Below are 13,333 nucleotides of genomic sequence, written 5' to 3' on the forward strand. Positions count from 1 at the left end.
CGCCCGCCCGGTTACCAGCGATAGAAGACGCTGAGCTCGCCGCCGATTCGTGAGTAGTACGGGTTGTGGTAATAGTCGAATTCGAGCTGCGTTCCCCACTTGCGCGTGAACCAGTAGCGCCATTTCGCGGTGATCTCGTGGCTGCGGAAATCCGCGATTTGCGTGCCGGACCCGGTGACCTGATACGCCTCGCGGCCGACGCCGCCGCGCAGCACGATCACGCTCTTGCCGACTTCGCCGTAGGTGACGGCGCCGTAGTACGCCGGCGCCTTCACCGATCCGGGTGAATCGACCGTATAGTTCGCGCCCGCCTCGAAAATCCACTTCGGCAATGCATACCAGATCACGCCGGCGTGATACAGCTGATCGCGGTGGCCGCTGCGGTTCCATGCGTAGCCGGCGCCGAGCGACACGACCAGCGAACGATCGGACAATAGCTTGCGGTTGATCGACACGTCGACGCGCGCACTCGGCAGGATCGTGCCCGATGTGGTGCCGGAAAAGCCGATCCCGCCGAACCAGTCGGGGCCGAGGTCCTGCACGTAGGTCAGCGCGCCGAGCTGCGTGTTCTCGCCGAAGCGGTGCAGTTGCGCCAATTCGCCGAGCACGGTGCGGCCGCCATCCTGGTAGACGCCGCGCAGATGCACGCCGTACCAGTCGCCGTAGCCGTGCGTCAGGTGTGCGTTCGAATAGCCGAGCGTCAATTCGGTGTGCGATTCCTGCGGCGCCTGCACATGCGTGACGACTGCATCGGGCAGCGGCGGGCGGTTCGTATCCTCGGGCGTGAACTCGGCGAGCGGCACGCCGTCCGGCAGGCCTTCGGCGTCCACGCGCACGAACATCGACTCGTCGCGCATCCGTGGCGTGATGACGGTCGCGGGGGCCGGAGGCTGCACGGCCGGCGTGGCGGCGGCATCGTCAGGCTGCTCCGCCAGCGCCGCGGGCGCGCCGAAGGCGACGCCGCACAGCATCGCGAGAGTGGCAACCGGCACGCGCGGGTCGCGATGGCTGGGGCGATCGGACATGAGGCGCTCCTTAACGGGATGTGTGGAACCAGCCGCTGCGCCACGCCACGAGATCGCCATGCACGCAGGCATGATTGATGATCGAGACGTCGCGCGCGCACGCGCTGACCGGATGGCCGGCGACGCCGATGCGCGCCCCCGTCAGTCGCAGCAGGCCGCCGGCCGACACGACGCCGTCGATGCAGCTCGCGTGGGCGAGCAACACGTCGTCGCGCGCGAATACCGCACCGTGCAGCAACGCATGACGTTCGAGTTCGACGCGATGCGCCTTGACGCTGCCGCGCAGCACGCAGCCTTCACCGAGGACGAGCGCGCCTTCGACGATCAGGTTGCCCTGCACGACCGTGTGTGCGGGCAGGCGAACGTCGCACGGCAGCAGGTAACGGCCGTGCACGAAGCGATGCGGCAGCGACGCGAAGTGGCGGGTGAGCGAGATCGCGCGGCGCGGGGCGGCCGGTGCGTCAGCGGGTCGCGGGCCGGGCGCCGCGCCGAAGACGAGCGGCTCGCCGTACAGGCACGCGAAGCCGCCGGCGCCGCGCAGGCGCACGGTGTCGCCGACCACGACGCCGCGCAGCACTGCGTCGTCGACGTCGATCAGCGGCGCATGCGCGAGCGTGCCGATCGTCGCGCCGGCATGGATGTCGATGTGCTCGTCGGCGAACGCGTACGCGGCCTGCGCGCCTTCGTCGAGCGTGATCGTGCGATCGGCGTAGAGCACGTCGTCGCGATGCGCGTCACGTGCGACGTGGATCGCGTCCGCGTGCTGCACGGCCAGCCCGAGCGTTTGCCACGGCGGCACGGCCGACGCATCCGCCGGCGGCGTGCCGGCCACGTGGGCACGCAGCGCGTCGTGCCAGCGCGCGGCGAGCAGCGCCTGATCGACGAACGGCCCGTCGCCGATCGGGAGTGCCGCGACGTCGCTGCGCCGGATCAGTTCATGCAGCATCGGCAGGAACGGCAGGGCGAGTACGCTGGCCACCGGCACCATCACATTGAAGGTCGTCATCGCTCATCGCTCCGGTTTCAACTGCCGGCGAAAACGCTCGGTCTTGTCCCATTTCAGTTCGCGGCGAAACGCGGCGTCGAGCGCGAGCCCCCAGAGCGCGGAGACGACCGCCGCGATCGTCACGCAAAAGCCGACGACGTTGACCGGCACGAGCCGCAGGCGCGTCGCGCGGCCGTCGAGCCGCGCGGCGACGACGATCTCGAAGAACACGCCGAAGTTGCCGAAGGTGCTGAACGAGAACAGCGCGAACAGCGACAGGAGCAGGCCGAGCGCGGTCGAGTTGACGCCGTTGAACAGGTAGAGCGCGAGCGCGGCGCTCCACGCGATCGCGAGCAGCGCCGGCATCGTGAATACGCCGAGCAGCAGTGCGCCGTCGAGCCGGCAGCGCCGCGAGATCAGCGGATTGCGCAGCACCGGCACCAGATAGCGCAGCATCGTCTGGTTGTGGCCCTTCGCCCAGCGGGTCAGTTGCCGGGCGCGGACGGCCCAGCGCTCCGGCACTTCCTCATAACATTCGGCGTGGTTCAGATAGACCGTGCGCCAGTCGCTCAGCAGCAGGCGGTAGGTCATGTCGGTATCTTCGGCGAGCGTGTCGTCGCACCAGCCGCCCACGGCGTCGAGCGCACCCTTGCGGATGCCGCCGACCGTGCCGCCGTACTGCGGCACCAGGTCGAGATTGTTGCGGGCTTGCTGGTTGACCTGATAGCCGCCCGCGCGCTCGAGATCGAGCAGCCGCGCGAGCAGGTTGCTGTCGGCGTTCTGCGGCACGACACGGCCCATCACCGCGCCGACTTCCGGATCGAAGAACGGCGCGACGAGTTCCTTCAGCAGCCCCGGTCGAGGCAGGTAGTCGGCGTCGAATACCACCATGATGTCGCCGCGGATGAACCGCAGCGCATCCTTCAGCGCGGCTGCCTTGCCCGGCTTGCCGGTTTCGCGGTGAAACGGCTGGATCAGCTCGGGCGCGAGTGCCCGGACCTCGTCGATCAACGCGCGCGTGTTGTCGGTCGAGCGGTCGTTGACCGGGATGATCGTGAGCCGGTCGCGCGGGTAGGTCGTGGCCAGCAGCGCCATCAGGCAATCGACGATGACCGTTTCCTCGTTGTGGGCGGCGACGAATACCGTGAGCCGCGGCCAATCGCCGTGGGTCATCGTCCGGTAAGGCGCGTGCTGCGGCTTGAACAGGCGATCGAGGCTGAATACGTAATGCCGCGCGGCATACGCGCACGTCAGCAGCGTGAACAGCCACAGGTACGCCACGCACGGCATCAGCAGCAGCTCGGGATCGAACGTGATGCCCGCCGTGGTGGCGGGCGGCGGTTCGAGCGACGCGTCCGTGTCGGTCGCGGCCTGTGCGGCGAGCGAAAGCGTCACGCTGTCGAGCGCGGTGCGCTCCATCGCGATCGCGAGGTTCGCGGCAGTCGTGATGTTGGCGGCGGGCACGCTGAAGCGGGCCGGTTCGGCGATCGCCCGCGATCCGGTGTCGCGCACGACCAGCGAGCAGGCCAGCACGATCAGCAGCAGGATGCCTTGCTCGCAGAGTGACGCCGCCCGCGTTTTCGTCATGTCCTGGTCCCCGTGCCCGCGACGACGACCGATGAGAGCTGAAGGCGCTCCGTGGATCGCGCGGATGTCAATGGAAGGCGGTGACGCGTTCGTCGCACAGGGGCGGTTGTCGGTTGCCCCGGACGGACGCGTTGCCTCCCGGCTTCGTTGCTTTGGCGTTCCCGTCGGTTTGCTGCCGTGCGAGTGCTTCGGGACGCACCTGTCTGACATTAAGCAAGGCGTGCGCCATCTGCCGGCATGCCCCGCGCGACAAGGGGGCGAGCGCCGCAGGCGAACGCGGAAGGCGCGCGGGCGGCGTGTTTTGATTCACTGACGAATCAGCGTGCGCGCGCCGCATTCGACTCCGCAGGGGCGATCGCATGCATTCGAACATGTCGCGCGGCGACCGGGGCGGTCCGACTTGTCGTGCCGCATTGTCGGCGCAGCCTGGCATGGCTGACCGTCGTGTGTCGTGCGTCGTGTGCGAGACGGTCCGGCGCGCTGAACGAACGCCGTTTTCACATGAGACGAATGGACCGGACTCCGATGTATTTGCCGGTTTGGGCGTGGCGTTACACATTCGCAACATTTCCCGCGCACCGATTCGTGTGAGGCAAGCACCGTCGTGTGCGTGGGAAATCCGGTGCGCGCGAGGGTGGACGACGGTCGCGTGCGCGCTGCACGCTGCACAGACGAAAGCGTCGAATCGAGGCGACGCAACGCGCGTCGAAAGATGCATGCGATTCGCCGCGTCACGCGCGCTCGACATGCATGCACGATTCATCGGACGACGTCGTCAGACGGATCGCGCGCGCGTCCGGCTGTTTATCGTTGTCGTGTCGATCCGGCGATGCGTGTGCCCGTAGCAGTTGTGAAACATTCCGCGACGCGCTGTTCGCACGCGATGGTCGCGGAACGAAGCAGGCCGGGAGGCGGGCCGGCTGGTTTGAATATTGCTGTAGTGGGAGGACCTGATGCTCGACGCAGCGAGGAACGGCTCATGACGTGATCGATCCAGTACGACGGGACGCCGGTAGTACGACGATTCGCGCGGCTTCGACCGTGCGAACGAGGTGGCGCGCTCGCCCCGCGACACCGCCGCGTGTTGATCGCGTGCGAGTACGGGATGCGCCGCCCGAATACATGCTTCGCGCCACGTGCCGGATCGCCAGGCGCGAAGTGGCTAAACGAGGATAACGATGAAGAAGATCTTGCTTGTGTTCGGGACTCGGCCGGAGGCCATCAAGATGGCGCCGCTGGTGCGCGCGCTGAAGGCGCAGGCGGATGTCGACGCCCGGGTGTGCGTGACCGCACAGCATCGCGAAATGCTCGACCAGGTGCTGACGCTGTTCGACATCAAGCCCGACTACGATCTCAACCTGATGCGGCAAGGCCAGACGCTGACCGACGTGACGACCGGCATCCTCCAGGCGATCGGCATGGTCTTCGACGAATTGCGACCGGACATCGTGCTGGTGCACGGCGATACGACGACCACGCTCGCGGTGAGCCTGGCGGCGTTCTATCGCTATCTGCCGGTCGGTCACGTGGAAGCCGGCTTGCGCAGCGGCGACATCTGGTCGCCGTGGCCGGAGGAACTGAATCGCCGCGTGACCGATGCGGTGTCGTCATGGCATTTCGCCCCAACCGGGCAGGCGCGCGACAACCTGCTGAGCGAAGGCGTGCCGGGCGGGGCGGTCTCGCTGACCGGCAATACCGTGATCGATGCGTTGCACGAGGTCAAGCGCATGCTGGATCGCACCGCCGCGCTGTCGGACAGGATCGCCGCCTACTTCCCGTTCCTCGAACCGTCGCGGCGCGTCGTGCTGATCACCGGCCATCGCCGTGAAAGTTTCGGCGAACCGTTCCGGCATTTCTGCGACGCGCTGTGCACACTGGCGAGCCGCTATCGCGATGCGCAGTTCGTCTATCCGCTGCATCTGAACCCGAACGTGCGGGAGCCAGCACGCGCACGGCTCGGCGGCGTTCCCAACATCTACCTGATCGAGCCGCAGGAATATCTGTCGTTCGTATTCCTGATGTCGCGCGCGTATTTCATCATCACGGATTCGGGCGGCATTCAGGAAGAAGGGCCGGCGCTCGGCAAGCCGGTGCTCGTCACGCGCGAGACGACCGAGCGGCCCGAAGCGATTCAGGCCGGCACCGCGCGGCTCGTCGGCACCGACCAGGAGCGGATCGTGTGGGAGGCGTCGCGGCTGTTCGACAGCGAGAGCGCTTACGAGGAAATGTCGCGCGCGAGCAATCCGTACGGCGACGGCCATGCGAGCGAGCGGATCGTTCACGCGCTGATGCGCACGCCCGGCGTGCCGACGAAGACGACGAGTTTTGCGATGGGCGCCGCGGAAATGCCGTTCAACGCGCTCACGCTCGGATTGCAGGCGTTGCGCTCGCCGTGAAGAAGGACGCGCGGTAGCGCCTGCCGGCGCGTTCGACGCAGGCGTCAAACATCCGGTCCGGCCGCGAGGTCGGCCGGATGTTTGCCTGTATGCGACCCGGAACCCATTTTCCCGATGCATTCAAAAGTGTTTTCGCGGGAAGCCTCTTTCGCGGAACGGCACCGCGCACGGATACTTCTGCGGATATCCAACCCGCCTCTTCCGAAAATCGCATCGACGGGCGGAACTCCGATGCGGGGTCCGTTGCATTCGCACTTGCACGGGATCGCCGAGCGCCCGTCGCGTGTCACACCATGCCCATCCCCATGACTCAATTCATTCATCAAGCATCATTGCCGGCCCGCTATCGGGCGTGGACCTGGCAAGGCAGCGAGCATCCCGCGCAGTTGCGTCTCGAACAACGCGAAATGCCGGGGCTGAAGCCCGGCCAGGTGCTGGTCCGCAACCACGCGATCGGTCTCAATCCGGTCGACTGGAAAGTGCTTGGCGGCGCGCTCGTGAACTGGCGTCTCGGGCATGTGCCCGGCGTCGATGGCGCGGGCACGGTGGTCGCGGTTGCGGACGACGCGATGCGCTACCTGCTGGGCCGCCGCGTCGCCTATCATCAGGCGCTCGGCGAGCACGGGAGTTTCGCGGAATACACGCCGGTTGCGGCCGGCGTGCTGCTGACGGTGCCCGACACGCTCGATTTCGAAACGGCGGCGAGCGTCCCGTGCCCGGCGCTGACCGCATGGCAGGCGCTCGAGAAGGTACCGTGCCGCGTGGCGAGGGAAATCCTCGTCAGCGGCGCGGGTGGCGCGGTCGGCAACTACCTGGTGCAGATCGCCGCCGATCGCGGGTTCGTGGTGTCGGTGTCGAGCCACGAACGACATTGGGAGCGCCTGCGCGAGCGAGGGGCAAGCCATTTCCTGCCGGGCGCCGTCGATGAAACGATCGGCGCGACGCCCGAACTGGCCCGGCGTTTCTATGCGGTGTTCGACAGCATCGATGCGCGGTATGCGGCCCGCTGGGCACCTGCAGTGGCCGCGAACGGGCATATCGTGTGCATCCAGGGGCGCTTCGACACGCCGCCGCTGCCGCCGTTCACGTCGAGCGCGTCGCTTCATGAAGTCGCGCTGAATGCGTTGCACACGTATGGCGACGATGCGGCGTGGCTCGAGACGACCACGGCGGGCAGCATGCTGCTCGCCGGTATCGCGAACGGCCGGATGCAACCCGAAGCACGCGTCACGGGCGACTTCGAGAAGTTGCCCGCACAGCTGGAAGGGCTCCGGCATCGGCGGTTCTCGGGCAAGCCCGTGGTGCTGGTCGACTGACGGGCGCGATCGGCCGTCGACGCATGCCGTTTCCGGCCGAATTCCCGTGCCGTTTGCCTAAAACTCCCGAACCGCGTCGATCCGACGTCAAATCCGAAATGGTTCGATAATGCGGACGGCGATCCATGCGGACGAGCGTCTGGCCGGCGTGACGTTGAAAGGTTGCGCAGGCAACCGGCCGACAGCATCGTTCGCAGCATCAGCCCGACCGTGCTGCACGCGACACGGTCGACGAAACGGTGCCACGCCTGCCTGATCGTTCGGAATGTGCGCCGCGCCGTTCGAATCCCCACCCGATGCCTGCCCGGCGGGCATCGCAACCAGGAGGTGAACGATGATCACGCTGACCGTCAACGGTAGCGAGCAGCATTTCGACGGCAATCCCGACATGCCGTTGCTCTGGTATCTGCGCGATGTGCTCGGCCACACCGGCACCAAGTTCGGCTGCGGGATGGCGCTGTGCGGCGCGTGCACTGTGCATCTCGACGGCGTGGCGATCCGCGCGTGCATCACGCCCGTCGCGGTCGCCGCCGGCAAGCGCGTGACGACGATCGAAGGCTTGTCGACGGACCTCACGCACCCGCTGCAGCAGGCGTGGCAGGAGCTGAACGTCGCGCAATGCGGCTACTGCCAGTCCGGGCAGATCATGCAGGCCGCGTCGCTGCTGAAGACCAATCCCCATCCGACCGACGCCGACATCGACGATGCGATGTCCGGCAACATCTGCCGTTGCGGCACCTATACGCGCATTCGCGCGGCGATCCGGCTGGCCGTGCGGCGCGGAGGTGCCGCATGAGCGCGTCCGAACTCTCCGTGCACAACGCAAGCCGTCGCGCGCTGCTGCTGGGCTTCGCATCGGGCGGGCTGTTGCTCGCGTTCGGCGTGCCGTCGCTCGCGCAGGCGGCCGCGCCGGTGCAGCCGCCCGTCAGCGCGAATCCGCAGTACGGCGGCGCAGGGATGCCGCACGGCTTGCGCGACGATCCGAACCTGTTCGTGGCGATCGCCCCGGACGGCACCGTCACGGTGACCTGCATCCGCTCCGAGATGGGGCAGGGCGTGCGCACGAGCGTGGCGCTCGTGGTGGCCGACGAGCTCGGCGCGGACTGGGCGCGCGTGAAGGTCGCGCAAGCGGTAGGCGACGAGCCGCGCTACGGCAACCAGAACACCGATGGTTCGCGCAGCCTGCGCCAGAGCTTCGCCGCGCTGCGCCGAGCGGGCGCGGCCGCGCGCACGATGCTCGAGCAAGCCGCGGCAGCGACGTGGGGCGTCGACGTGCGCCAGGTGAAGGCGACGGTGCACGAGGTCGTCGACACGAAAACCGGCCGCAAGCTCGGCTTCGGCGAACTGGCCGCGAAAGCCGCCGCGCTGCCGGTGCCCGATACGAAAAGCGTGGCGTTGAAGGCGCCGGCCGAATTCCGCTATATCGGCAAGGGCAAGACGGCGCTGATCGACGGACGCGACATCGTAGGCGGGCGGGCGCAGTACGGGATCGATACGCGGCTCGACGGCATGCTGTACGCGGTCGTCGCGCGCCCGCCGGTCTACGGCGATACGGTGGCGTCGTTCGATGCATCGGCTGCCGGGAAGCTGCCGGGTGTCGTGAAGGTCGTGCAACTGGCGTCGACGCCGCTGCCTTCCGGCTTCCAGCCGCTCGGCGGCGTGGCCGTGATTGCGCACGATACGTGGACGGCCATCCAGGCACGCGCGCAGTTGAAGATCGACTGGAAGCACGGACCCAACGCGGGCTACGACTCGGCCGAATATCGCAAGGCGCTCGAAGCGGCTGCCGCGCAGCCGGGCGACGTGATCCGCAGCGACGGCGACGCGGCGGCGGCACTCGCCGGTGCGGCGAAACGCGTGCGCGCGACGTACTACATTCCGCATCTCGCGCACGCGACGATGGAGCCGCCCGCGGCCGTCGTGCGGGTGGCCGACGGCCGCTGCGAAGTATGGACCTGCACGCAGGCGCCGCAGACCACGCGCGACGAAATCGCGAAGGCGCTCGGCTTGCCGACGGAGCGCGTGACGGTCAACGTGACGCTGCTCGGCGGCGGGTTCGGCCGCAAGTCCAAGCCCGATTACGTGGTGGAAGCCGCGCTGCTGTCGAAGGCGGTCGGCGCACCCGTGAAGCTGACCTTCACGCGCGAGGACGACATCGCGCACGACTACTTCCACGCGGTGTCGCTCGAAGCGTTCGACGGCGGGATCGATGCGTCGGGGAAGGTGGTCGCGTGGCAGCATCGCACGGTCGCGCCATCGATCCAGTCGACGTTCCGGCCCGGCGTCGTGCACGAGCAGCCGGGCGAGCTCGCGCAAGGCATCGCGGATCTGCCGTTCGCGATTCCGAACGTGCGGATCGAGAATCCGGCCGCGCAAGCGCACACGCGGATCGGCTGGTTCCGCTCGGTGTACAACATTCCGCATGCGTTCGGCATCCAGAGTTTCGTATCGGAGCTCGCGCATGCGGCCGGCCGCGATCCGAAGGATTTCCTGCTCGACCTGATCGGGCCCGCGCGGCGTTTCGAGCCGCACATCACGGTGAAAAACGTGAACTACGGCGAGGACCCCGCGCTGTATCCGGTCGATACGGGGCGGCTGCGGCGCGTGGTCGAGACGGTCGCGCGCGAAGCCGGGTGGGGGCGCAAGCTGCCGAAGGGGCACGGGCTCGGGATCGCCGCGCATCGCAGCTTCGTGTCGTACACGGCCGCGGTGTGCGAGGTGCAGGTCGATGCGGACGGCAGGATCTCGGTGCCGCGCGTCGACATCGCGATCGACTGCGGGCCGCAGGTCAATCCGGAGCGCGTGCGTTCGCAACTCGAGGGCGCGGTGGTGATGGGGCTCGGCATCGCGCTGCACGGCGAGATCACGTTCAAGGACGGCCGCCCGGAGCAGAGCAACTTCAACGGCTTCCAGGTGCTGAGAATGAACGAGGCGCCGCGCGAGATCCGCGTGCATCTCGTCGCGCCGGACGATTACGCGACGCCGCTCGGCGGTGTCGGCGAACCGGGCCTGCCGCCCGTCGCGCCGGCGCTGACCAACGCGATCTTCGCGGCGACCGGCACGCGTATCCGCAGCCTGCCGGTGGCCGATCAGCTCGCGAAACCGCAGGCCGGTTGACGCAGCATCTGTCCCGCGCCGGGCCGCATCGTGCGGCCCGGCTCACTTCGAGCCCTGAACAAGGAGCATGACGTGACCTCATCCGATGTCAGTGTGAAACAGACGGTTTCTCCCGCCGAATGGGATGCACGAGTCAACCTGGCGGCCGCGTATCGCCTCACCGCGCTGTTTGGCTGGGACGATCTCGTGTTCACCCATATTTCCGCGCGGGTGCCCGGCCCCGAGCACCACTTCCTGATCAACCCGTACGGGATGATGTTCGACGAGATCACGGCGTCGTCGCTGGTCAAGGTGGATCTCGACGGACGCAAGGTGTCCGAATCGCCGTACGAGATCAACCCGGCCGGCTTCACGATCCACAGCGCGGTGCATGCGGCCCGCGACGATGCGCAATGCGTGATGCACACGCATTCGATCAACGGCGTGGCCGTCTCGGCGCAGGAAGCGGGCTTGCTGCCGCTGTCGCAGCAGTCGCTCGGCGTGCTGGCGTCGCTCGGCTATCACGACTACGAGGGCATCGCGCTCAACGAGGGCGAGAAGGCGCGCCTCGTGCGCGACCTCGGCGGCAACACGAACCTGATGTTGCGCAACCACGGGTTGCTGACCGTCGGTGCGACGCCGGCCGATGCGTTCGTCGCGATGTACTTCTTCGAAGCGGCCTGCATGATCCAGGTGCGCGCGCAGGCGGGCGGCTCGACGCTGCTGCCGATCGCGCAGCCGATTCTCGACGGCATCAAGCAGCAGATCGCCGCGGTCACGCGCGGAATGGGCGCCGGGGCGCTCGTCTGGCCCGGATTGCTGCGCCAGCTCGATCGGCGTAATCCCGGATACGCGGACTAGCTTGCGCGTCGTTGTCGTTTGCGAACGACCGTGCTAAATTCCTGCCAGCGCTTGCAGTCACGCAACCCTTCATTCGGCTGACACGGCCGGCAACCCGGGAGGCAGCACGATGAGTCTGTTGATGTCGCGACGCGATCTCGCGTTCCTGCTGTATGACTGGCTCGACGCCGAAGCGCTCGTCGCGCTGCCGCGCTACGCGGAGCATAGTCGCGAGACCTTCGACGCGGTGCTCGACACCAGCGAGCGGATTGCCGAAGACCTGTTCGCGCCGCACGCGGCGCGCGGCGATCGCGAGGAGCCGCGGTTCGACGGCGAACGCGTGACGCTGATCCCGGAAGTCGAGCCGGCCGTGCGCGCGTTCGCGGACGCCGGGCTGATCGCCGCAGGTCACGACGAAGCACTCGGCGGCATGCGCTTGCCGAAGCTCGTCGAAGCCGCGTCGTTCCTGTTCTTCCAGGCCGCGAACATCGCGACCGCCGCGTATCCGTTCCTGACCGTCGCCAACGCGAACCTGCTCGTCGCGCACGGCAGCGCCGCGCAGATCGACGCGTTCGCGCGCCCGGAGCTGGAAGGGCGTTTCCTCGGCACGATGTGCCTGTCCGAACCGCAAGCCGGCTCGTCGCTGTCCGACATCGCGACGCGCGCCGATTTCGAAGGCGCTTCCCCGCTCGGCCCGCGCTACCGGCTGACCGGCAACAAGATGTGGATTTCCGGCGGCGAGCACGAGCTGGCGGAAAACATCGTTCACCTCGTGCTCGCGAAGATCCCCGACGAACATGGCCGGCTGCAGCCCGGCACGCGCGGCATCTCGCTGTTCATCGTGCCGAAGTTCCTGACCGGCACCGATGGCGACGCGAGCGGTGAGCACAACGACGTCGTGCTCGCCGGGCTGAACCACAAGATGGGCTATCGCGGCACGACCAACTGTCTGCTGAATTTCGGCGAAGGGACGCGTTATCGGCCGGAAGGGCGCGCGGGTGCGATCGGTTATCTGGTCGGCCAGCCGAATCACGGCCTCGCCTACATGTTCCATATGATGAACGAGGCGCGTATCGGGGTCGGCGCGGGCGCGGTGGCGCTCGGCTACACCGGTTATCTGCACGCGCTCGACTACGCGCGCAACCGCCCGCAAGGCCGCCCGCTCGGGCCTGCGGCCAAGGATGCGGCCGCGCCGCAGGCACCGATCGTCGACCATCCGGACGTGCGGCGCATGCTGCTCGCGCAGAAGGCCTATGTCGAAGGCGGTCTCGCGTTGATCCTGTACTGCGCGAAACTGGTCGACGAAGCGCGCGCGCACGGCGATGCGACGGCGCGCGCCGAGGCTACGCGCCTGCTCGACATCCTGACGCCGATCGCGAAAAGCTGGCCGTCGCAGTGGTGTCTGGCCGCGAACGATCTCGCGATCCAGGTGCACGGCGGCTACGGCTACACGCGCGACTACGCGGTCGAACGGCTCTATCGCGACAACCGCCTGAATCCGATTCACGAAGGCACGCACGGCATCCAGGCGCTCGATCTGCTGGGCCGCAAGGTCACGCAGGACGACGGCGCGTCGCTGCGCGCGCTCGATGCGCGGATCGGCGCGACCGTCGAGCGCGCGCGGGCACTGGATGCCGGCACGCGCGAGCAGGCCGATGCGTTGGCGCAGCGTTGGGCGAGACTGTGCGACGTGACGCATCAGTTGAACGCGATCGGTGATCCGCGGACGCGGCTGGCGAACGCGAGCGTGTATCTCGAAGCGTTCGGCCATCTCGTCGTTGCGTGGCTGTGGCTCGACGTGACGCTCGCCGCGCACGGGCAGGACGGCGATTTCCACGACGGCAAGCGTGCGGCGGCCCGTTACTTCTTCCGCTGGGAATTGCCGAAGGTGGATGCGCAGCTCGACCTGCTGTCGAGCGTCGACACGACGACGCTCGACATGCGCGACGCGTGGTTCTGAACGTGGTTTCAACGACATTCCGGAATACCGACGATCTCGCCGATGCGATGGTCATCGCATGCTCGTCGTGAACCGGCCGCGCGGGGCCATCCCGCACACCGTACCGATGCCCGGCCACGCCGCGCAAG

At 67.7% G+C, this 13,333-nt stretch carries 9 protein-coding genes; 6 read left to right on the top strand and 3 right to left on the bottom strand.

Annotated elements, in window-relative coordinates; all coding sequences use genetic code 11:
* Positions 1 to 11: 11 nt before the first annotated feature.
* The 3 genes from JMF86_RS06260 to JMF86_RS06270 are packed head-to-tail and all read right to left on the bottom strand — an operon-like array spanning position 12 to position 3,597.
* Positions 12 to 1,025: a YaiO family outer membrane beta-barrel protein gene (locus tag JMF86_RS06260; protein WP_011545114.1), complete on the bottom strand. Its 1,014-nt coding sequence runs from the start codon at positions 1,023 to 1,025 to the stop codon at positions 12 to 14.
* A 10-nt stretch (positions 1,026 to 1,035) separates the two neighbouring features.
* The gene (locus JMF86_RS06265; protein WP_011545115.1) at positions 1,036 to 2,031 is read right to left on the bottom strand and encodes a polymer-forming cytoskeletal protein; all 996 of its coding nucleotides are present in this window, start codon (positions 2,029 to 2,031) and stop codon (positions 1,036 to 1,038) included.
* 3 nt (positions 2,032 to 2,034) lie between these two features.
* Entirely contained in the window at positions 2,035 to 3,597 is a 1,563-nt protein-coding gene (locus JMF86_RS06270; protein WP_011545116.1) for a glycosyltransferase family 2 protein, read from the bottom strand.
* Between the two features lie 1,178 nt (positions 3,598 to 4,775).
* On the opposite strand from JMF86_RS06270, the gene wecB reads away from it, so the two are divergent.
* The 6 genes from wecB to JMF86_RS06300 all read left to right on the top strand — a co-directional run bounded on the left by wecB (position 4,776) and on the right by JMF86_RS06300 (position 13,205).
* Complete coding sequence (wecB, locus tag JMF86_RS06275) at positions 4,776 to 5,993, top strand: non-hydrolyzing UDP-N-acetylglucosamine 2-epimerase (protein ID WP_011545118.1); 1,218 nt, start codon at positions 4,776 to 4,778, stop codon at positions 5,991 to 5,993.
* A gap of 305 nt (positions 5,994 to 6,298) precedes the next feature.
* Positions 6,299 to 7,309 carry a zinc-binding dehydrogenase gene (locus JMF86_RS06280; protein ID WP_011694252.1) on the top strand — a complete coding sequence of 337 codons (1,011 nt, stop codon included), beginning with the start codon at positions 6,299 to 6,301 and terminating at the stop codon, positions 7,307 to 7,309.
* Positions 7,310 to 7,643: 334 nt separating this feature from the next.
* Positions 7,644 to 8,105 carry a (2Fe-2S)-binding protein gene (locus tag JMF86_RS06285; protein WP_011545121.1) on the top strand — a complete coding sequence of 154 codons (462 nt, stop codon included), beginning with the start codon at positions 7,644 to 7,646 and terminating at the stop codon, positions 8,103 to 8,105.
* Positions 8,102 to 10,426 (top strand): xanthine dehydrogenase family protein molybdopterin-binding subunit, encoded by a 2,325-nt coding sequence (locus JMF86_RS06290; protein WP_011545122.1) that lies wholly within the window; start codon positions 8,102 to 8,104, stop codon positions 10,424 to 10,426. Before JMF86_RS06285 ends, JMF86_RS06290 begins: the two co-directional genes overlap by 4 nt.
* 72 nt (positions 10,427 to 10,498) lie before the next feature.
* Positions 10,499 to 11,266, top strand: a complete 768-nt coding sequence (locus JMF86_RS06295; protein ID WP_011545123.1) for a class II aldolase/adducin family protein — start codon at positions 10,499 to 10,501, stop codon at positions 11,264 to 11,266.
* A gap of 109 nt (positions 11,267 to 11,375) precedes the next feature.
* Entirely contained in the window at positions 11,376 to 13,205 is a 1,830-nt protein-coding gene (locus JMF86_RS06300) for an acyl-CoA dehydrogenase (protein WP_011545124.1), read from the top strand.
* The last annotated feature ends 128 nt before the right edge of the window (positions 13,206 to 13,333 follow it).

Origin of the sequence: Burkholderia sp. E168m15 (genome assembly GCF_016586105.1) — a bacterium.
GTDB lineage: Bacteria > Pseudomonadota > Gammaproteobacteria > Burkholderiales > Burkholderiaceae > Burkholderia > Burkholderia orbicola.